The following is a 19,737-nucleotide window of genomic DNA, read 5'->3' as shown; positions in this document are numbered from 1 at the left end:
AAGACCCTATGGCATGCAAAGGGTTTGGATCGTTCTGGGATTTTTGTTTGCTGTCGCACTCTTGTCGACTGGCGTGTGGTCTTACGGCTATCGGCAGGCTCTTTCGCAACTTAGTGAAAAGGCCGAAGCGGATCTGGAACTTGCATCCGATCGATTGAGCACGCAACTGCAGGTCTATCAGGAATTGGCTGTTTTAATGACGGGCCACCCACACCTGCGAAACCTGCAAAGTTCAGATGACCCTTCACGGGCGCGCGCGCTTTTGTTGGAAGTCGCTGACAAGACGGCAGCAGTGGACGTATTGTATGCCGATCCAACGGGTCGCGTACTGGCTGCTGCTCATGATGTAGTTGGCGGTAGTGTCGCCGGGCAACCAGCGTTCGAGCGCGCAATGCAGGGGGCTTTGGGAAGCGAGCATGGAATTCTGCGCGATCAGGGTGATCGCTTCTTTTCCTATGCCGCCCCGGATTTTGCGCCCGACGGTACGGTCTCTGGCGCGCTTGTCGTCATTGCGGATGTCGAGGACATTGAACAGGAATGGAGAGGCAGCACCGAAGCCGTATTCTTTGTGGATCGCGATGGCGACGTGTTTATTTCAAACCGGACCGACCTGCTGTTCTGGAAACGCGATGTGGGTCAGTCGGGGCTTACGCCGCCAAAAAACGGTGAAACTTTCACCTTTGCGGCGCATCAGGTTGGCCCCTTTGAGGTGTGGGACTTGGGGTGGGGGCCGTATTTGCCGTCTCGCGCCCTGCATCTAAGTCGCGATCTGCCCGTTATCGGGATGACCGGAGAGGTCGTGATGGATATCGCTCCGGCCCGCCGTCTGGCGGGTTTGCAGGCAGCGACCGTGGCAGCGATTTGCCTGGCCTTCGGTGCCCTGCTTTTTCTGGCAACCGAGCGCAGACGCACGCTGGCTCAGGCCAATGCAGTCTTGGAAAGCCGTGTGGCGCAAAGAACCCATGCACTGACCGCGGCCAACACTGCGTTGCGCCGCGAGGTGTACGAAAGACAAGAAGCAGAATCGGCACTCAAGCACGCACAGGAAGAACTTATTCAGGCCGGTAAGCTCAGTGCGCTGGGGCAAATGTCGGCCGGTATCAGCCACGAATTAAACCAGCCATTAATGGCGATTCAACAATTTGCAGATAACGGGGCCGCGTTTCTGTCGCGAGGGCGCGAGGAAAGGGCTGCTGAAAACCTGACCCGTATTTCCGATATGGCGGCTCGAATGGCTCGGATCATCAAGAATCTTCGGGCTTTTGCGCGAAACGAAAGTGAGCCAATGGGCAAGGTCAATCTGGTGCAGGTCATCAATACCGCAGTGGAACTGACCGAAGCGCGGTTACGAGCCGAAAAGGTCGAGATGGATTGGGTCTCACCAGCCGAGCCTGTTTTTGCGTGGGGTGGTGAAGTTCGGTTGGTTCAGGTGTTCGTAAATCTCATCAACAATGCAGCCGACGCCATGAGCCATCAGGACGAACGGCTTGTGAGTATTCGTATTCGCATGGGGACTGGCTCTAAACTGTCTGTTACTGTTCGGGATATTGGCCCCGGTATAGAAAACTCGGAAAAGCTGTTCGAGCCGTTTTATACGACCAAAACCGTTGGGTCATCCGAAGGCATGGGACTGGGGCTTTCGATTTCTTATGGTCTGGTTCAGAGTTTTGGTGGAAACATTAGTGGCTCAAACACCGAGAGGGGCGCTGTGTTTACTGTTGAACTTGAGCATTTCAGGGAAAAAGAAGTGATATGACCCGGAAGGTTTTGCTGGTCGATGATGATGCCGCCGTGCGTGAGGCACTGGCGCAGACGCTTGAATTGGCGGACTACGCGCCAGTGACCGCAGGATCATTCGTTGCCGCCAAGGATCATATCCGGGCCGATTTTCCGGGCGTCATTGTTTCAGATATCCGTATGCCCGGTCGAGACGGGTTTCACCTGCTATCATATGCCCACGAGGTTGATCCCGATCTTCCCGTCATTCTTCTGACCGGAGAAGGTGATATTCCAATGGCGGTTCAGGCGATGGGGAAAGGAGCGTTCGATTTCCTGGAAAAACCATGTGCGGCTGCCGAATTGTTGGACGTGCTCGGCCGCGCGATGGGTGCACGGTCGCAGATTCTCGAACAGCGCGCGGTAAAGCGAGAGCTTGAGCGCGGTGATCCGGCGGCGCGTTTACTTTTCGGTCATTCCAAGCAGGCCGAGGCGTTGCGAAATCGCGTGCGCACCGTCGGCCCGACCAACGCCGAAGTGCTTGTAACTGGACCTGCTGGTAGCGGAATCGCCAAGGTTGCCGAGGTCATTCACATGATGTCGCCTCAGGTGCAGGGCGCATTTGTGAAACGACCCGCCTCGGGGCTGACAACAGAAGATTTGGCGCGCGCGTGTGAAGACGCTGCTGGAGGATCACTGTTTCTGGACGAAATCGGAACGATGCCTGAAGCGACTCAATATGCTGCGCTTGAGATGATTGAACAGGGGGTCGGCGCGAGAATACTGGCGGGAACAACGGCTGATTTGGCTGGTTTGTCAGCCGAAGGCCAGTTCCACGCCGATCTTTTCTATAGATTGGATGTGATGCGGGTCAGAATTCCGTCGCTTGCGGAGCGTCCCGAAGATATTCCGGTGATTTTTCGGCACTATGTAGGGCAGGCTGCAGAACAGGCGGGGATCGCCGCGCCGGAAGTCACCTCCGAGCACTTGGCTTCGCTTATGGCTAGCGATTGGCCGGGAAATGCGCGCTCTCTCATGTCGGCTGCGATGCGCTTTGTCCTTGGTATGCCAGAAGAAGTAACACGCGCCACTGATTTGGGTTTGAGCGAACAAATGGCGCAAGTAGAGCGTTCTTTGCTTATCGCTGCATTGGGTCGGCACAATGGAAAGGCCGCAGACGCAGCCAAGGCTTTAAAGCTGCCGCGCAAGACATTTTACGACAAACTCGCACGCTACCAGATTCGGCCCGAGGACTACCGGAGGTAACTTGAAGCTCCCGCCCCCTTTCCCTGCATAGTCATGCAGTTAAAGGCGTTGGGCGTGGCAGTCCCCTTGCGGGGACTGCGGTTGGCACTTGGTCAAAACCAACTGATTCCTTCCGGTTGATTCGCAAGTTGTGCGGAAACTCGCACAAAACCGAATAAACCTGTGCGAAATTTCGCACATGAAAATGTGCGTGCGGATGGTTTCAGGGCACACACATCCGTTAGTGTCTGTAATAAAACAATAAATCCGAGCGACTTTGGCCTTTGAACAAAAAGTTGAGCAGTGAGTGACGATTCGGTTCACTCGCCGCCATGCGACGCCAACTGTGCGTCCTTTGAAGTATCAAGGAAGTCTGGGAGGAAGATACAGATGAAATTCCTGACAACGGCTGCAACCGCTGTTGCACTGACCGTGACCGCGACCGCTGGTATGGCGGCCTGCGACGACGGTGAAATCGTAGTAAAGTTCGCCCATGTGACGAACACGGACAAACACCCCAAGGGCATCGCAGCCTCGCTGCTGGAACAGCGCGTCAATGACGAGATGAACGGCGTCATGTGCATGGAGGTCTATCCGAACTCGACCCTCTATAACGACGACAAGGTGCTTGAGGCGATGTTGCAGGGCGACGTGCAACTGGCCGCGCCCTCGCTGTCGAAATTCGAGAAATTCACCAAGCAGTTCCGCCTGTTTGACCTGCCGTTCATGTTCAAGAACATCGATGCGGTCGATGCGTTCCAAGCGTCGGCTGACGGTCAGGCCATGAAGGACAGCATGCAGCGCCGCGGCCTGCAGGGGCTTGCGTTCTGGCACAACGGCATGAAGCAGATGTCGGCCAATAAACCGCTGGAAAGCCCGGCAGATGCCGATGGTCTGAAGTTCCGCGTGCAGTCCTCAGACGTGCTGGTGGCGCAGATGGAAGCCATTGGTGGCAGCCCGCAGAAAATGGCGTTCTCGGAAGTCTATGGCGCGCTGCAACAGGGCGTTGTGGACGGGCAGGAAAACACCTGGTCCAACATCTACGGCAAGAAGTTCTTTGAGGTGCAGGACGGCATCACCGAGACCAATCACGGCATCATCGACTATCTGGTCGTGACGTCGGTTGACTGGTTGGACAGCCTCGAGCCGGAAGTGCGTGAACAATTCCTGACCATTCTGGACGAAGTGACCGCGACTCGGAACAAGGAAGCCTTTGCTGTGAACGAAGCGGCCAAAGCCTCGATCACCGACGCGGGCGGCATCATTCGTGAGCTGAACCCCGAACAGCGTCAGGCATGGGTCGACGCGATGAAACCCGTCTGGGACAAGTTCGCCGACGACGTGGGTCAGGACAAGATCGACGCGGCACAGGCGATCAACGCCGGGTTTTAAACCTCGGTTCAGGCCACGCGTCGGGGGACTGGGGAGTTATCGACGCGTGGCCCGGGCGGGCCTTAATGTGCCCGCCCCAATATTACTCATCACAAAAAATGTGGGGACAGAAAGATGTCTGGTGCGAATCCCGGCCAAGGCGGGCTGATCGACCATATCGAGGAAACCCTGATCGCAGTGTTGCTGGGCCTGATGACGGCCGTGACGTTTGCCAATGTGATCGCTCGGTTTGCCTTTAATTCCAATATCCTGTGGGCGCTTGAACTGACTGTGTTCATGTTCGGCTGGCTTGTTTTGTTGGGCGCATCCTATGCAGTCAAAAAGCACGCGCACCTGGGCGTGGACGCGATCCTGAACATGCTGGCCCCTGCGCCGCGTCGTATTCTGGCGCTGATCTCGGTGGCGTGTTGTCTGGTCTTCTCGCTGCTGTTGCTGAAGGGATCATATGACTATTGGGCCGTGTTTGCTGACCTGCCGCCCACCTCGGGCCGCTGGTTCCCGACCGGGTTCGACACAAGCGCGCGCAGTCAGAGCTTCTACGAGGTTGACGATATCCCAATGGTCGCACCTCTGCGCTTTCTGGAAGACCTGATCAACTATGGCGAGGGCTACGAGAAGCTGCCCAAGGTCGTACCCTATCTGGTGCTGCCTGTGTCGATGCTGCTGCTGGTGATCCGGTTCTCGCAGGTCGCAGTACAAATCTGGCGCGGTGAAACTGACCGCCTTGTCGCCAGCCACGAAGTCGAGGACGAGATCGAAGAAGTCCGCGCACAACAAGGGGTGCATGACTAATGGACGTCGTTCTTCTTTTCTCTATGGTCATCGGCCTGCTGCTGATCGGGGTTCCGATTGCGGTGGCGCTTGGCCTCAGCTCGACGCTGTTTCTGCTGATCTATTCCGACAGTTCGTTGGCCTCAGTCGCGGGTACGCTGTTCGAGGCGTTCGAGGGGCACTTTACCCTGCTGGCGATCCCATTCTTCATTCTGGCGTCGTCCTTCATGACGACGGGCGGGGTGGCACGTCGGATCATCCGGTTCTCGATTGCCTGTGTAGGGCACTTGCCCGGCGGTCTGGCGATTGCGGGTGTGTTCGCCTGTATGCTGTTCGCCGCTTTGTCAGGGTCTTCCCCTGCAACCGTGGTTGCTATCGGTTCCATCGTGATCGCGGGCATGCGTCAGGTGGGGTATTCCAAAGAATTCGCCGCTGGTGTGATCTGTAACGCCGGTACGCTCGGCATCCTGATTCCGCCGTCGATCGTGATGGTGGTCTATGCCGCCGCCGTCGAGGTATCGGTTGGGCGCATGTTTCTTGCCGGAGTTATTCCAGGCCTGATGGCCGGTCTGATGCTGATGATCACCATCTATGTCATGGCCAAGGTCAAGAACCTGCCTAAGGGCGAGTGGAAGGGTTGGGGCGAGATCTTCACCTCGGCGCGTGAGGCCGGGTGGGGCCTGTTCCTGATCGTGATCATTTTGGGTGGCATCTATGGCGGTATCTTCACCCCGACCGAGGCCGCTGCTGTGGCAGCCGTCTATGCCTTCCTGATCGCCAGCTTTGTTTACAAAGATATGGGTCCGCTCAGCACGGAAGAAGGCCAACCGAACCTGCCACTGATCAAGAAGCCCTATGCTCTTGTTACGGCCTTTATTCATCCCGACACCAAGCACACGCTGTTTGAGGCTGGGAAACTGACCGTCACGCTTCTGTTCGTGATTGCCAACGCGCTGATCCTGAAACATGTGCTGACCGACGAGCAGGTGCCGCAGCATATCGCCAGCGCCATGCTGTCGGCGGGCCTTGGTCCGGTGACGTTCCTGATCGTGGTAAACGTGATCCTGCTGATCGGTGGTCAGTTCATGGAGCCCTCGGGCCTGCTGGTCATCGTCGCACCTTTGGTGTTCCCGATCGCCATCGAGCTGGGCATCGACCCGATCCATCTGGGCATCATCATGGTGGTCAATATGGAGATCGGGATGATCACTCCGCCGGTCGGGTTGAACCTGTTCGTTACGTCCGGTGTGGCTGGCATGCCGATGATGGGCGTGGTCCGCGCAGCCCTGCCGTTCCTTGCGGTTCTGTTCGTCTTCCTGATCATGGTGACGTATATCCCGTGGATATCGACCTTCCTGCCCAACACGTTTATGGGGCCGGAGATCATAACGAACTAGCCGAACTCAACGAGAAAGCCGGACCGCAGCGGTCCGGCTTTTTCTTTTCTGACCCGCCTTGATACCTGATTTTCAGGCGTCGGTTCCCCACAATCTTGCGAATTGTTGGATTTCCAAGTCTTTCTAGGACGTCAGGAATCTGTCTGGGAAGTTTCTAAAAAGCCGTCCTGATCTTAGACGGACTGCAAGGCGTCGATAATACCGCCAAAGTCCTGAGCTTTGAGGCTGGCCCCTCCGACCAGAGCACCATCCACATTGGAGACACCAAAAATCTCCTTGGCGTTGCTCGGCTTGACTGATCCGCCGTACAGCAACCGGACCGAGCGCCCAACGCCTTCACCGAAGCGACGCTCTAGCCCGGCGCGCATGAAGTCATGGACCTCACCGATTTCGTTTAGCGTTGGCACTTTCCCTGTGCCAATCGCCCAGATCGGTTCGTAGGCAACGATTAGGTTTTCGCCAGTAGATTGATCCGGTATCGAACCGGACATTTGACCACCAATAATATCAAGCGTGTTGGCCGCCTCGCGCTGTTCAAGGCTTTCCCCGACGCAGATAATCACCTTCAGCCCCGCATCCATTGCGACCCGCGCTTTGGCACGTACATCTTCGTTCTGCTCACCATGATCCACGCGCCGCTCTGAATGACCAAGAATGACGGCGGTGGCACCTGCGTCTACCAGCATCTCGGCGCTGACATCACCGGTATGCGCACCCGAAGTCGCGGCATGACAATCCTGTCCACCAATCAGGATTTCCGATCCGTTGACGGAACCTGCCGCGCGGTGCAGCAATGTGGACGGGGGGCAGATCAGAACGTCGACTGTAGGGGCAGGGTGCGTAGAAGACAAAACCTCAAGCTCGCCCAGCGCTGCCGAGGTTCCATTCATCTTCCAGTTTCCTGCCGCCAGTTTGCGCCGCATAGCACGTTCCCCCAAATTAAATCGTTGTTTGAACATCGGATAGCACCGCCAGCGCACCCTGACAATTCCGGTTACGGAAGGTTTGGCAAATCCAAAGCTAAGGGTGCACGATAGGGCGCAAAACTGCCCGCGAAAACAGCTTGCGTCAGTAGGCGTTCGAGTGAATGACTAACCCGCTTCGCGAGCGATCATTCCGGGAATTCCAATGCGGAGGATTACCGCTCGGCCGAGATCGTTTCGTCGAACTTGATCGACTCACCGCACCCGCAGGCATCGACAACATTCGGATTGCGGAACTTGAAACCGGATTCAAGCAAAGAGACTTCGTAGTCGATTTCGGTTCCAAACAGGAACATCTGCGCCATCGGTGCGATCATGACCCGTGCGCCGTCTTGCTCGACAATCTCATCGTTGCTGTCGGCTTGGTCAACATAGTCCATTGTGTATTCCATACCGGCACAACCACCTTTCTTGACGCCAATGCGCAAGCCAGCGTGCCCGCCTGATTCCATCAGGCGCACGATCTGCGCAGCAGCTTTTGGCGTTATGGTCACGGCTTGTTTGCCGGGAATACCGAACATCGTGATCTCCGTCTTTCAACGATGTGTCTAATCTAGTGGTGAGTCGTACCAGTCTCAAGACATAGCAGTCATGCTTACCTAACTTTTCCGGTTGGTATGGCAATTCTCGATGTCTGCTGTTGCTTTGCTCAGGGTGTTGGATTTAGCCTCAACAAAGTTTTTAGGAAGAATTTCAGAGGGCGAAGCAACATGAAAAATCCCAGTAAAACAGGTCAAAAGAAGTACCTTGCCTTATCTGTGATTGCCGCAACGTTTGCGGTCTGCGATGCGTCCGTCGCCGACGAAACGGCGCGTCACCCTGTGAATTGCGCCACCGCCGAAGGTGATCTCAGAGCGATCGCCGCTGAAAGAAAACACGCAGAAGATCAACAAGTGGAAAGCGCCATAGCCATTACGCCCGCCGGGGCGCTTTTGGGGCTGGTTACAGGCACAGAGAAAAAGAGGCTGACAATGCTGTCAGGCGACTACGTCAAACAGTTGGACCAGCGTGCGGACGAGATTAAGGCGACTTGCAATACGCAGTAGGCAGCCCGACGCGTAGCGCGTCAGCCGTTGCTAAACACCGTCGGTTATGTGTTTACATGAAGCCAAGTTCCAGACGCGCTTCGTCGGACATCATTTCCATGCCCCAGGGCGGTTCCCATGTCAGTTCGACGTCGACTTCTTTTACACCTGCAACCGGCTCAATGGCCTCAACAATCCACCCAGGCATGTCACCGGCAACAGGACAGCCCGGAGCGGTCAGTGTCATGATCACTTTCACCGCGTTTTCCGTGGTGATGTCGATCGTGTAAATCAGCCCCAAGTCATAGATGTTCACTGGAATTTCAGGGTCATAGACCGTCCGACATGCCTCGACCACTGCTTCGTACAGGGGATGTTCGATGGTTGAAGGCGCAATCAATGGGGTGCCTTCAAACTGTTCACTCGGATGAGTCATGTGTGCCTCGGGTCTGTTTCCTGATAATTTATATAGGGAAAGCCAAGGGCAGCGTCCAGTAGTGCCGTAGCGCCCAAACGGGCGCCACGATTGTCAGTCGTTGATGTCGTGGTTGAAGGTCTTCACTTGTCCGTGGGGCAGGGCGAACAAGCGCCGCAAAATCAGCCAAGCCACCAGGGACAATACTGCAAAGATTAACAACAGGATGGGAAGCGAAGGCGAGATCCCGGGAATTGCCAGCAAAATCCCGGTTATCGCTGCCCCGATCGCAAATCCAAGAAAGATGAAACCCGGCAGGACAATTTCGAGGATTCCAAGGGCGAGCGCTCCGGCAAGCCATATCCACCATGTCATCCAAAACGGGTCGGCCATTACCGGCCTCCTTTCAGCATCTTGAAGGCGTCACCAAAGGCATCCATGGCATTGGCAGGAACAACGATGGTCTGTGAACCGGTGCCATTCCCCAAGGCATTCAGGGCTTCGACCTGTTTCAAGGCTACCTGATATTGCGCAGCTTCTATTCCGTTGTCCTGAATGGCCTTGGCGACCACGCCGGTAGCATAAGCCTCGGCCTCGGCCTGGATGCGACGTGCCTTGGCGGATTGCTCGGCCGCATAAAGCTCGGCATCAGCCTGCAACTCGACCGACCGTTTCTGACCCTCAGCTTCGGTCACCTGAGCACGACGTGCGCGTTCAGCGTTTAGCTGCTGCAGCATCGCATCACGGGTTGCCTGATCCAGGTTAACGTCTAGAATCTCGGCACGGGTCACTTCAATTCCCCAATCATCCACGGCGGTTTCGACGCTTTCCTGAATTCGCGTGATCAGTTGTGCTCGGTTCGACTGCACCTCATCAAGGTCCATCTTACCAATTTCAGCACGCACAATACCGGCAACCGTCGTCGCAATCGCGCCGTCTACGTCGCGGATACGGTAAACCGTCTTTTCGGGTTCCAGAATGCGATAAAAGACCGAAGTGTCGATCTGCACCAACACGTTGTCCTTGGTGATCGCGTCTTGGGTCGCATTGGGAAGTTGGCGTTCAAGAATGGATATCTTATGACGCGCAACATCCAGTAAAGGAACGATAAAGTTGATTCCCGGACCTAAAACAGAGTGCAGCCGTCCGAACCTTTCGACCACGTATTTCTCGGATTGAGGCACGATCTTTATGCCCTTGAAAATGATGACAACTATTAGAACTGCGGCGAGCAGGTAAATGATGTTTGACGAAATTAATCCGATAATCTGGTCTTCGGCCATATCTGTCCTCTACTATTGTGTACGATAGTATACATTTGGGGATTGAATCGCACATTTTCAACTCTGGTATGAAGCGAACAGCCGTTCTTGCAAATCTTTGACGACCGGGATGCGGGGGAGAATTTTCCATATGTGGCCGCTTTGCATCCTGCCGTGAGTGCGCTATCGGGCAGGGATGAAGCTGATTATTGACACAGACCCCGGCATAGACGACGCGATGGCTATTGCCTATGCCGCAGCCGCGCCCGAGATCGAACTTGTCGGTCTAACGACAGTATTCGGTAATACTCATGTCCATCAATCCAGTCGCAACGCCCGGTTTTTGCTGCATAAACTTGGATTGAACGCGCCAGTTGCAGAGGGTGCGCCCTGTGCGCTAGGCGCTGACGGTCATACGCCATCAGAACATGTGCATGGCCCGGAAGGGTTTGGTGACTTAACCGAAATTCCCCAGATTGGGGCAAATCACGCGTCAACCGCCGCTGAGTTTTTGGTTGAAATGGCGCGCGCGCATCAGGGTGAGCTGGTGGTCTGTGCTGTTGGGCCATTGACGAATATCGCCGCGGCAATGCAGCTTGATCCGGGATTCCGGCACAATATCAAGCAACTCGTCATCATGGGCGGTGCTGTTTACTGCCCCGGCAACATCACAGAGCACGCCGAAGCCAACATCTATCACGATGCCATTGCTGCGGATGAGGTTTTCGCGTCGCCGCCTGAAACCGTTGTCGTTGGTTTGGATGTAACGCTAAAGACATTATACGCGAGCGCAGATTTCGAGGATTTGGCGCAGCGCTCTCGGGACATGGGATCGTTCCTGCGTGACATCTCGAAATTCTATCTGCGGTTCTATCGGGACGTCGGAGGGCTAGAAGGGTGCGGTTTGCACGATTCCACCGCTGTCATCGCGTGTACTCATGCACCGATGTTCGAGATGGTCGAAACCGGATTGCAAGTGGCCGTGGACGGGGCGGAACTGGGAAAAACCAGCCCGGCCAAAGACCGACCAGCCGTTCGTGTTTGCCACAATGTTGACGGGTCTGGTGTCGTCAGGTTGTTTACCGAAAGGGTTGCGTCCTTGCCCTGACGGGTTGCAAACGCGCGGCAGATCGGGCAAATGCTGCCCGGTTCAGCGACCCCGAGGGCGAAGTCATGACCCAGCGATTTTCATTCAAACTTTCGGCCACCGACGGCAAGGCCAGAACCGGCGTGATCAATACACCTCGGGGAGAGGTGCGAACACCCGCTTTCATGCCTGTTGGCACTGCGGCGACCGTTAAGGCAATGATGCCGGAAAGCGTGCGTGCGACCGGCGCCGACATTTTACTGGGCAATACCTATCACCTGATGCTTCGACCGACTGCCGAGCGTATCGACCGCTTGGGTGGGCTGCACAAGTTCATGAATTGGGAGCGTCCCATTCTGACGGATTCGGGCGGGTTTCAGGTCATGTCGCTGGCCGGCCTTCGCAAGCTGACTGAAAAGGGTGTGACCTTCAAATCTCATATCGATGGGTCCAGGCACGAACTGACACCTGAACGGTCGATGGAAATTCAACGGTTGCTGGGCTCCGACATTGTCATGTGTTTCGATGAATGTCCGGCGCTGCCTGCTGACCGTGATCGAATAGCGGAGTCGATGCGCCTGTCGATGCGTTGGGCCGAACGGTCGCGCGAAGCGTTTGGCGATCGTCCGGGCCATGCCTTGTTCGGCATCCAGCAAGGGGGGTTGGAACAGGACTTTCGCGAGGAATCGGCGGAAGCGTTGAAAGAAATCGGCTTCGAGGGCTATGCGGTTGGCGGATTGGCTGTTGGCGAGGGTCAAGAGGCCATGTTCGACGTTCTGGAGTTTGCCCCTGACATGCTGCCAGTTGATAAGCCTCGGTATCTGATGGGTGTCGGAAAGCCCGACGATATCGTGGGCGCCGTGGCACGTGGAATCGATATGATGGACTGTGTCCTTCCCTCTCGGTCCGGGCGCACGGGGCAGGTGTTCACGCGCTATGGCGTTGTAAACATTAAGAATGCACGTCACGCAGATGATCCGCGCCCGTTGGACGAGAAATGCACGTGCCCGGCCTGCTCAAACTATTCCCGGGCATATCTGCACCACGTGTTCCGGTCGAATGAGATGATTTCTGGGATGCTTCTGACCTGGCATAACCTCCACTATTTTCAGGAAATCATGCAGGGCATGCGCGACGCTATCGCGGCGGGAACATTTCAGGCGTGGCAGTCCGAATTCCACGCGCAGCGCGCGCAGGGGGATATTGAGCCGATTTAATGACGCGGAGCCACCTTCATGTGGTAAAATCCGTGGATATATCGGCACGACGCCTTGCAGTCCGAAAAACCTCGGGTCATTCTGATTGAGACAAATGACGGTGAGGTTGAAAACGGGCGGTGAAGCCCCACCTTAATCGTCCAAACAGGAGACGGTCGGGCGTTGCCTCGATGAGGGACCGGTGCCGTCTTGCCAATGATAAGGATTGAGCATGCAAGAGCCTCTGAATTCCTCGTACCCCGTACTTCCGCTGCGCGACATCGTTGTGTTCCCACACATGATCGTGCCGCTGTTTGTGGGTCGGGAAAAATCCGTCCGCGCGCTGGAAGAAGTGATGCAGGACGACAAGCAGATTCTGTTGTCCAGCCAGATTGACCCCAGCGATGATGATCCTTCGGAAGACGGCATCTACCGCTCTGGTGTTTTGGCGAATGTTCTGCAACTGCTGAAACTGCCTGACGGTACTGTAAAAGTGCTGGTTGAAGGGCAGGCGCGTGTTCAGATCAACGAATTCCTGACAAATGATGAGTTCTTTGAAGCCCGCGCGGAATACCTGACCGAAATTCCCGGTGACGTGACCACAACCGAAGCGTTGTTGCGCACCGTTGCCGATGAATTCGAGCGTTACGCCAAAGTGCGCAAGAATATCCCCGAAGAAGCTCTGACCGCAGTTGGCGAGACGGCCGAGCCGGCGAAACTGGCTGACCTTGTGTCGGGTCACTTGGGCATCGAGGTCGAACAGAAGCAAGAACTGCTGGAAACCCTCAGCGTCAGTGAGCGGCTTGAGAAAGTCTATGGCCTGATGCAGGGCGAGATGTCGGTTCTGCAGGTCGAGAAAAAGATCAAGACCCGCGTGAAGTCTCAGATGGAGAAGACCCAGCGCGAGTACTACCTGAATGAGCAAATGAAGGCCATTCAGAAGGAACTGGGCGATGGTGAGGATGGCAGTAACGAAGTTGCTGAACTGGAAGCCAAAATCGCCGAGACCAAGCTGTCAAAAGAAGCGCGCGAAAAGGCCGAGGGTGAGCTGAAGAAGCTCAAGAACATGTCGCCCATGTCGGCTGAGGCCACAGTCGTGCGCAACTATCTGGACTGGATTCTGTCGCTGCCGTGGGGCACCAAATCCCGCGTCAAAAAGGACTTGGGCCGTGCGCAGGATATTCTGGATGCCGATCACTATGGGCTTGAGAAGGTCAAAGAGCGGATCGTCGAGTATCTGGCGGTTCAGCAGCGGTCGAAAAAGCTGAAAGGCCCGATCCTGTGTCTTGTTGGCCCTCCGGGTGTGGGTAAGACCAGCTTGGGTAAGTCGGTCGCCAAGGCAACGGGACGCGAGTTCATTCGCATCTCGCTGGGCGGCGTGCGCGACGAATCCGAAATTCGCGGCCACCGCCGGACTTACATCGGGTCCATGCCCGGTAAGATCATTCAGGCGCTGAAAAAGGCGAAAACCACGAACCCGCTAATCCTGCTCGATGAGATCGACAAGATGGGGCAGGATTTCCGTGGCGACCCGGCCTCGGCCATGCTCGAGGTGCTGGACCCGGAACAGAACAGCACGTTCATGGACCACTACCTTGAGGTCGAATATGACCTGTCCAACGTGATGTTCCTGACCACGTCGAACAGCTACAACATGCCCGGGCCTCTGCTGGACCGGATGGAGATTATTCCTCTGGCCGGCTATACCGAGGAAGAAAAATCCGAAATCGCGAAGCAGCACCTGATCAGCAAGCAGGTCAAGAACCACGGCCTCAAGGCCAAGGAGTTTGAACTGACCGATGAGGCGCTTCAGTCGATCATCCGCACCTATACCCGCGAGGCGGGCGTGCGGAATCTTGAGCGTGAGATCGCCAAAGTCGCGCGGAAATCGCTGACCAAGATCATCAAGAAAGAGGCCGATTCCGTCACGGTGACGCCCGATAATCTGGATGACTTCCTTGGCGTGCCCAAGTTCCGTTACGGTCTGGCTGAACAGGACGATCAGGTAGGTGTCGTGACCGGTCTGGCCTGGACGTCGGTTGGTGGCGATCTGCTGCATATCGAGGCGCTGAAACTGCCGGGCAAGGGTCGTATGAAAACCACTGGTAAGCTGGGCGACGTGATGAAGGAATCGATCGACGCCGCATCGTCCTACGTCCGTTCGATTTCGCCGCAGATCGGGGTGAAGCCGCCGAAGTTCGATACGCTCGACATCCACGTGCACGTGCCGGATGGCGCGACGCCCAAGGATGGTCCGTCGGCTGGTCTGGCAATGGTGACGTCGATTGTGTCTGTGCTGACTGGTATTCCTGTGCGCAAAGACATCGCCATGACGGGCGAAGTGTCGTTGCGCGGTAACGCAATGCCGATCGGGGGTTTGAAGGAAAAGCTGCTGGCGGCTCTGCGCGGTGGCATCAAGACGGTCCTGATCCCTGAGGAGAATGAGAAAGACTTGGCGGATATTCCGGACAATGTGAAAGAGGGGCTGGAAATCATTCCCGTAACCCACGTGTCCGAAGTTCTGAAACAAGCGCTGGTGCGCAAGCCCGAGCCGATCGAATGGGACGAAGCTGCAGAAGAAGCAGCGGCTGCAGCGGCCAAGTCGACGGATAGTTCCGGGGCGTCTGCAACGACGCACTAAGCTTTGATCTTAATGGATTGGGCAGGGTTTCGACCTCGCCCTTTTTCTTTTCTCAGGGCAACGACGCCAATGGTTTAAACGTGATCCTGAAAAGGGGAAGGTGGTGGGTGATAAGAGATTTGAACTCCTGACATCTTCGATGTGAACGAAGCGCTCTACCACTGAGCTAATCACCCGTAGGGCGGCGTCTTACAGCGAGTCTTTGATGTCCGCAAGAGGGGCCAAATCTGTTTTACAAAGCCGCTTTAAGTCAAAACGCCCCGAAGGTGAACTCCGGGGCGATTATTCTTACAGACCGGGCAGTCCGGGAAGCTTGTCGAACACTCCGCGGCGGCCGAACGTCGTACCACGTTCGTTACCAAAGTTCATACGAACGCCAACGCCGATATAGGCTTCGTTTGAGCTGCCTGAGACGATAGGAGATGAGATATGGGCAACCCCAAGGATCCCGTATACTTCTGCGTTGTCACTGGCTGCATAGTTAGCACCAAGCGCAAAGAGATCGAAATCCAGCGCACCAACCACATCGTTCAACAGATCATAGCTGGCAGTGAACTCCCATTTGTCGTTCAGATCAGCGGTAACCGAAACGCCGAACATATTGCCGTCGATGTCTGAAAAATCGCTTAGCTGTTGACGCGCGATATAGCCTTCGACCTCGGCCGGACCTGCGTCGAAGCCAGTTTCCAGACCGTAGAATTCGACATCAAGAGAATCGATGCTCTCCTGTCCAAAAAACGCACCGAACGAGGCGTTTTTGCTGGTATGCCAGTTTGCGTGCAGCGTCCAGTTCGTCGTGTTTTCACCCAGGTCCTGAAAGCGATAGCCGCCCAGATCCAGTTGCGCGCTGAAAGCACGATTGAATGCCAGCTCACCAGAACCGTTCAGGTTGAAAGCATCACCCAGATCGGTGTCGGTAAAAGTTCTATATCCCAAATCAAGATAGCCGCCAGTGACCTCAATCGCTTGGGCGTGGCTTGCTGCAATTGTCGCTGATAATGCGCTAATAATGAACAATTTTTTCATTGCTCTGCTCCGTTATGTTTTTTGTTATCGCAGAAGTCTAATTGAGACTTCTGCGATAGGCGCTGCTGTATTCTTAGGGTTCGGGAATGTGTACTGACTCGGTCGAAAATCGTGCCGTTGTTGCGTGCTGGACACACCTATGGGTAGATTCGCCTTCGACTAGTTCGCGCGGCCTTTCAAACGCTCGTCCAAACCGCAGACGACACCCTTCATCAGTGGGGAGGTCGATGTTAGGATCAGGAAAATTCTGGATTTCGGAAAAAACTTCAAAACGCCGCTTGACGATGTCCGAGCCTAGCCATAATACACCCCAACGTTCAGCAACGAACGGGCAGCGGGCGGTTGTAGCTCAGTTGGTTAGAGTACCGGCCTGTCACGCCGGGGGTCGCGGGTTCGAGCCCCGTCAACCGCGCCATAGCTGCCATCCTTGGTCCAGGTCAAAGGCCACGAAAATAGATGCGCGGTTGTAGCTCAGTTGGTTAGAGTACCGGCCTGTCACGCCGGGGGTCGCGGGTTCGAGCCCCGTCAACCGCGCCATTTATTCTCAATAACAATCTTCGATGATTAAACTTCATGTCCGGTCGACGCGCTGTCGTGGATTTTGTCTGATGTGATCGGCAATAATCCGACGGTTCTCTTTTTGTTCTAACTTTTCTGTTGGAGACTCAGTGCCGCTCGCCTATTTCTAGGACACTTGTCTGTTGGGGGCCGAATATGGCTGAGCTGAAGAATATCGAGGTGCGCGGCGCGCGCGAACACAACCTCAAAAACATCGACGTGGATATTCCACGGGATCAGCTTGTGGTGATTACCGGGCTGTCCGGGTCGGGCAAGTCTTCCTTGGCGTTTGACACCATCTATGCCGAAGGACAGCGGCGGTATGTCGAAAGCCTGTCAGCTTATGCGCGCCAGTTCCTCGACATGATGGAAAAGCCCGACGTTGATCACATTAGCGGCTTGTCGCCGGCAATTTCCATCGAGCAGAAAACGACCTCGAAAAACCCACGCTCGACCGTGGGAACTGTAACCGAGATTTATGATTATCTGCGACTTTTGTTCGCTCGGGCAGGGACGCCGTACAGCCCCGCAACCGGCCTTCCGATCGAGGCCCAACAGGTTCAGGACATGGTCGATCGTATTATGACGATGGACGAAGGTACGCGTGGATACCTTTTGGCGCCGATCGTTCGGGACCGAAAGGGCGAGTACAAGAAAGAATTCCTTGAACTGCGAAAGCAGGGTTTCCAGCGCGTCAAAGTGGACGGTGAGTTCTATGAATTGGATGAGCCTCCGACATTGGACAAGAAATTCCGACATGACATTGACGTGGTGGTTGACCGCCTCGTCGTTCGTGAGGGTATGGAAACGCGGCTGGCTGATAGTCTGCGAACCGCATTGGATCTGGCCGATGGCATCGCGATTTTGGAAACCGCCCCGCGTGAGGGCGACCCCGAGCGGATCACGTTCAGTGAAAACTTTGCTTGCCCAGTCAGCGGGTTCACGATCCCTGAGATCGAGCCACGATTGTTCTCGTTCAACGCTCCGTTTGGTGCGTGCCCGGACTGCGATGGTTTGGGAGTCGAGCTGTTCTTTGATGAACGCCTCGTAGTCCCTGACCAGACGCTAAAGCTCTACGATGGGGCGCTAGCGCCGTGGCGAAAAGGAAAATCTCCGTATTTCCTGCAGACTATCGAAGCAATCGCGCGTCACTATGAATTCGACAAGAACACGCCTTGGAAGGATTTGCCCGAAAAGGTGCAGCAGGTATTTCTGCGCGGATCCGGGGATGAGGAAATCCAGTTTCGCTATGATGAAGGCGGGCGTGTTTACCAGGTCACCCGCAGCTTTGAGGGTGTGATTCCGAATATGGAACGCCGCTATCGGGAAACCGACAGCGCATGGATTCGTGAAGAATTTGAGCGGTATCAGAACAACCGCCCTTGCGGGGCCTGCCACGGGTATCGTCTGCGCCCCGAAGCTCTGGCAGTTAAGATTGCCGGGCTTCATGTAGGTGAAGTGGTGCAGATGTCGATCAGGGAAGCCTTGGCGTGGATCGAAGATGCGCCGAACCATCTGACTGTGCAAAAAAATGAAATTGCCCGCGCTATTCTAAAAGAAATTCGCGAGCGTCTGGGATTCTTGAACAATGTGGGGTTGGAGTATCTGACGCTGTCACGTTCCAGCGGAACACTTTCTGGCGGAGAAAGCCAGCGTATCCGTCTGGCCAGCCAGATTGGATCGGGCCTGACCGGGGTTTTGTATGTGTTGGACGAACCGTCCATCGGGCTGCATCAGCGGGACAATGACAGGTTGCTGGGAACGCTCAAGAACCTACGGGATCAGGGAAATACTGTGATCGTCGTCGAGCATGACGAGGAAGCCATACGAGAGGCTGACTATGTGTTCGACATCGGCCCCGGGGCTGGCGTTCACGGCGGCCAAGTGGTCAGCAGGGGAACGCCCGACGAAATCGCAGCGGACGCGGCGTCGATGACCGGTCAGTATCTGGCGGGAACTCGCGAGATTTCGGTTCCGACAGAGCGGCGGAAAGGAAACAAGAAGAAGGTCACTGTCGTTAACGCCACTGGAAATAACCTCAAGAATGTGACGGCCGAGTTTCCATTGGGTAAGTTCGTTTGCGTGACGGGTGTGTCCGGGGGTGGTAAGTCAACTCTGACGATTGAGACTTTGTTCAAAACGGCCTCGATGCGCCTGAACGGAGCAAGGCAGACCCCAGCGCCCTGCGAAACGATCAAGGGTCTGGAACACCTCGACAAGGTCATCGACATTGATCAACGCCCGATCGGACGAACACCACGTTCAAACCCCGCGACATATACCGGTGCGTTCACCCCAATTCGTGACTGGTTTGCCGGACTGCCCGAGGCGAAGGCTCGTGGGTACAAGCCCGGCCGGTTCAGTTTCAATGTCAAAGGTGGTCGCTGCGAAGCGTGTCAGGGCGATGGCGTTATCAAGATCGAGATGCACTTTCTGCCCGATGTCTATGTGACCTGCGAAACCTGTAAAGGCGCGCGCTACAACCGCGAGACGCTGGAGATCAAGTTCAAGGGTAAATCCATCGCGGATGTGCTTGATATGACCGTGGAGGATGCGCAGGAATTTTTTAAAGCGGTACCTTCAATCCGCGACAAGATGGATGCGTTGGCGCGTGTTGGGTTGGGTTATATCAAGGTGGGTCAGCAAGCCACGACTTTGTCCGGTGGCGAAGCGCAGCGTGTGAAACTGTCGAAAGAACTGTCGAAACGCTCGACCGGGCGGACTTTGTATATCTTGGACGAACCGACGACCGGACTGCACTTTGAAGATGTGCGTAAGTTGCTAGAAGTGCTTCATGAATTGGTGGATCAAGGAAACACTGTTGTCGTGATCGAACATAATCTGGATGTGGTGAAAACGGCGGATCACATAATTGATATCGGTCCCGAGGGGGGCGATGGGGGCGGTGAAATCGTGGCTACAGGCACCCCGGAAGACGTCGCTGACGTCGCCCGCAGTCACACTGGACGATACCTTAAACAGATGCTTGAGGGTGCGCGCGTCGCAGCAGAATAGCAGGAAGC

General features: G+C 55.6%; 16 protein-coding genes and 3 tRNA genes. 12 read left to right on the top strand and 7 right to left on the bottom strand.

The annotated features are described in order from the left end of the window. Positions 1 to 13 precede the first annotated feature (13 nt). From ACR0B7_RS16580 to ACR0B7_RS16560, 5 genes are all read left to right on the top strand, one after another. On the top strand, positions 14 to 1,756 hold the full coding sequence (locus tag ACR0B7_RS16580) for an ATP-binding protein (RefSeq protein ID WP_170576893.1): 1,743 nt from the start codon (positions 14 to 16) through the stop codon (positions 1,754 to 1,756). Then, entirely contained in the window at positions 1,753 to 2,982 is a 1,230-nt protein-coding gene (locus ACR0B7_RS16575) for a sigma-54-dependent transcriptional regulator (RefSeq protein WP_170388592.1), read from the top strand. Before ACR0B7_RS16580 ends, ACR0B7_RS16575 begins: the two co-directional genes overlap by 4 nt. Positions 2,983 to 3,351: 369 nt before the next feature. After that, positions 3,352 to 4,353: a DctP family TRAP transporter solute-binding subunit gene (locus ACR0B7_RS16570; protein ID WP_170388590.1), complete on the top strand. Its 1,002-nt coding sequence runs from the start codon at positions 3,352 to 3,354 to the stop codon at positions 4,351 to 4,353. Positions 4,354 to 4,467: 114 nt separating this feature from the next. Beyond that, entirely contained in the window at positions 4,468 to 5,145 is a 678-nt protein-coding gene (locus tag ACR0B7_RS16565; protein WP_170485525.1) for a TRAP transporter small permease, read from the top strand. Next, positions 5,145 to 6,521 carry a TRAP transporter large permease gene (locus tag ACR0B7_RS16560; RefSeq protein ID WP_170388586.1) on the top strand — a complete coding sequence of 459 codons (1,377 nt, stop codon included), beginning with the start codon at positions 5,145 to 5,147 and terminating at the stop codon, positions 6,519 to 6,521. The genes ACR0B7_RS16565 and ACR0B7_RS16560 overlap by 1 nt, the downstream gene beginning before the upstream one ends. Positions 6,522 to 6,694: 173 nt before the next feature. Here ACR0B7_RS16560 and tpiA read toward each other — a convergent pair whose 3' ends face one another. Together tpiA and ACR0B7_RS16550 are read right to left on the bottom strand one after the other, a co-directional pair. Further along, positions 6,695 to 7,444: a triose-phosphate isomerase gene (gene tpiA, locus ACR0B7_RS16555; protein ID WP_170485524.1), complete on the bottom strand. Its 750-nt coding sequence runs from the start codon at positions 7,442 to 7,444 to the stop codon at positions 6,695 to 6,697. Positions 7,445 to 7,659: 215 nt separating this feature from the next. Then, on the bottom strand, positions 7,660 to 8,025 hold the full coding sequence (locus ACR0B7_RS16550) for a HesB/IscA family protein (protein WP_170388582.1): 366 nt from the start codon (positions 8,023 to 8,025) through the stop codon (positions 7,660 to 7,662). Positions 8,026 to 8,121: 96 nt separating this feature from the next. On the opposite strand from ACR0B7_RS16550, the gene ACR0B7_RS16545 reads away from it, so the two are divergent. Next, positions 8,122 to 8,550: a hypothetical protein gene (locus ACR0B7_RS16545; protein ID WP_480682017.1), complete on the top strand. Its 429-nt coding sequence runs from the start codon at positions 8,122 to 8,124 to the stop codon at positions 8,548 to 8,550. A gap of 52 nt (positions 8,551 to 8,602) precedes the next feature. Here ACR0B7_RS16545 and ACR0B7_RS16540 read toward each other — a convergent pair whose 3' ends face one another. From ACR0B7_RS16540 to ACR0B7_RS16530, 3 genes are all read right to left on the bottom strand, one after another. Further along, positions 8,603 to 8,965, bottom strand: coding sequence for an SUF system Fe-S cluster assembly protein (locus ACR0B7_RS16540; protein WP_170388580.1), 363 nt, complete (start codon positions 8,963 to 8,965; stop codon positions 8,603 to 8,605). Positions 8,966 to 9,058: 93 nt separating this feature from the next. Continuing rightward, positions 9,059 to 9,337 (bottom strand): NfeD family protein, encoded by a 279-nt coding sequence (locus ACR0B7_RS16535; protein ID WP_170388577.1) that lies wholly within the window; start codon positions 9,335 to 9,337, stop codon positions 9,059 to 9,061. Next, positions 9,337 to 10,227 carry an SPFH domain-containing protein gene (locus tag ACR0B7_RS16530; protein ID WP_170485523.1) on the bottom strand — a complete coding sequence of 297 codons (891 nt, stop codon included), beginning with the start codon at positions 10,225 to 10,227 and terminating at the stop codon, positions 9,337 to 9,339. Before ACR0B7_RS16530 ends, ACR0B7_RS16535 begins: the two co-directional genes overlap by 1 nt. Positions 10,228 to 10,402: 175 nt before the next feature. Between ACR0B7_RS16530 and ACR0B7_RS16525 the strand changes: the two genes are divergently transcribed. The 3 genes from ACR0B7_RS16525 (at position 10,403) to lon (ending at position 15,130) form a co-directional block, all read left to right on the top strand. Beyond that, positions 10,403 to 11,314 (top strand): nucleoside hydrolase, encoded by a 912-nt coding sequence (locus ACR0B7_RS16525; RefSeq protein ID WP_170485522.1) that lies wholly within the window; start codon positions 10,403 to 10,405, stop codon positions 11,312 to 11,314. A gap of 65 nt (positions 11,315 to 11,379) precedes the next feature. Then, positions 11,380 to 12,510, top strand: a complete 1,131-nt coding sequence (gene tgt / locus ACR0B7_RS16520; protein ID WP_170571133.1) for a tRNA guanosine(34) transglycosylase Tgt — start codon at positions 11,380 to 11,382, stop codon at positions 12,508 to 12,510. Positions 12,511 to 12,721: 211 nt separating this feature from the next. Then, positions 12,722 to 15,130 carry an endopeptidase La gene (gene lon, locus ACR0B7_RS16515; protein WP_170416468.1) on the top strand — a complete coding sequence of 803 codons (2,409 nt, stop codon included), beginning with the start codon at positions 12,722 to 12,724 and terminating at the stop codon, positions 15,128 to 15,130. A gap of 101 nt (positions 15,131 to 15,231) precedes the next feature. On the opposite strand, the gene ACR0B7_RS16510 is transcribed toward lon, so the two are convergent. Both ACR0B7_RS16510 and ACR0B7_RS16505 read right to left on the bottom strand, forming a co-directional pair. After that, positions 15,232 to 15,306, bottom strand: a tRNA-Val gene (locus tag ACR0B7_RS16510). 112 nt (positions 15,307 to 15,418) lie between these two features. Next, positions 15,419 to 16,156, bottom strand: a complete 738-nt coding sequence (locus ACR0B7_RS16505; protein WP_170485520.1) for a porin — start codon at positions 16,154 to 16,156, stop codon at positions 15,419 to 15,421. A gap of 338 nt (positions 16,157 to 16,494) precedes the next feature. Here ACR0B7_RS16505 and ACR0B7_RS16500 point away from each other — a divergent pair. From ACR0B7_RS16500 to uvrA, 3 genes are all read left to right on the top strand, one after another. Beyond that, positions 16,495 to 16,571: transfer RNA gene (locus ACR0B7_RS16500), tRNA-Asp, on the top strand. A gap of 45 nt (positions 16,572 to 16,616) precedes the next feature. Further along, positions 16,617 to 16,693, top strand: a tRNA-Asp gene (locus ACR0B7_RS16495). A gap of 177 nt (positions 16,694 to 16,870) precedes the next feature. Further along, on the top strand, positions 16,871 to 19,729 hold the full coding sequence (gene uvrA, locus ACR0B7_RS16490) for an excinuclease ABC subunit UvrA (protein WP_170485519.1): 2,859 nt from the start codon (positions 16,871 to 16,873) through the stop codon (positions 19,727 to 19,729). Positions 19,730 to 19,737 lie beyond the last annotated feature (8 nt).

The sequence above is a fragment of the Ruegeria sp. BB6 genome (assembly GCF_056539385.1).
The sequence above is the reverse complement of the archived record's forward strand: the minus strand, read 5'-3'. Positions and strand labels throughout refer to the sequence as shown.

Excerpts from the sequence above, each read along its gene's own strand:
- ACR0B7_RS16540 (WP_170388580.1), bottom strand. The coding sequence starts at position 8,965 with ATGACTCATCCGAGTGAACAGTTTGAAGGCACCCCATTGATTGCGCCT.
- uvrA (WP_170485519.1), top strand. The coding sequence starts at position 16,871 with ATGGCTGAGCTGAAGAATATCGAGGTGCGCGGCGCGCGCGAACACAAC.
- ACR0B7_RS16505 (WP_170485520.1), bottom strand. The coding sequence starts at position 16,156 with ATGAAAAAATTGTTCATTATTAGCGCATTATCAGCGACAATTGCAGCA.
- tpiA (WP_170485524.1), bottom strand. The coding sequence starts at position 7,444 with ATGCGGCGCAAACTGGCGGCAGGAAACTGGAAGATGAATGGAACCTCG.
- ACR0B7_RS16570 (WP_170388590.1), top strand. The coding sequence starts at position 3,352 with ATGAAATTCCTGACAACGGCTGCAACCGCTGTTGCACTGACCGTGACC.
- ACR0B7_RS16530 (WP_170485523.1), bottom strand. The coding sequence starts at position 10,227 with ATGGCCGAAGACCAGATTATCGGATTAATTTCGTCAAACATCATTTAC.
- ACR0B7_RS16545 (WP_480682017.1), top strand. The coding sequence starts at position 8,122 with ATGGCAATTCTCGATGTCTGCTGTTGCTTTGCTCAGGGTGTTGGATTT.
- ACR0B7_RS16550 (WP_170388582.1), bottom strand. The coding sequence starts at position 8,025 with ATGTTCGGTATTCCCGGCAAACAAGCCGTGACCATAACGCCAAAAGCT.
- lon (WP_170416468.1), top strand. The coding sequence starts at position 12,722 with ATGCAAGAGCCTCTGAATTCCTCGTACCCCGTACTTCCGCTGCGCGAC.
- ACR0B7_RS16535 (WP_170388577.1), bottom strand. The coding sequence starts at position 9,337 with ATGGCCGACCCGTTTTGGATGACATGGTGGATATGGCTTGCCGGAGCG.
- ACR0B7_RS16525 (WP_170485522.1), top strand. The coding sequence starts at position 10,403 with ATGAAGCTGATTATTGACACAGACCCCGGCATAGACGACGCGATGGCT.
- ACR0B7_RS16560 (WP_170388586.1), top strand. The coding sequence starts at position 5,145 with ATGGACGTCGTTCTTCTTTTCTCTATGGTCATCGGCCTGCTGCTGATC.
- ACR0B7_RS16565 (WP_170485525.1), top strand. The coding sequence starts at position 4,468 with ATGTCTGGTGCGAATCCCGGCCAAGGCGGGCTGATCGACCATATCGAG.
- ACR0B7_RS16575 (WP_170388592.1), top strand. The coding sequence starts at position 1,753 with ATGACCCGGAAGGTTTTGCTGGTCGATGATGATGCCGCCGTGCGTGAG.
- ACR0B7_RS16580 (WP_170576893.1), top strand. The coding sequence starts at position 14 with ATGCAAAGGGTTTGGATCGTTCTGGGATTTTTGTTTGCTGTCGCACTC.
- tgt (WP_170571133.1), top strand. The coding sequence starts at position 11,380 with ATGACCCAGCGATTTTCATTCAAACTTTCGGCCACCGACGGCAAGGCC.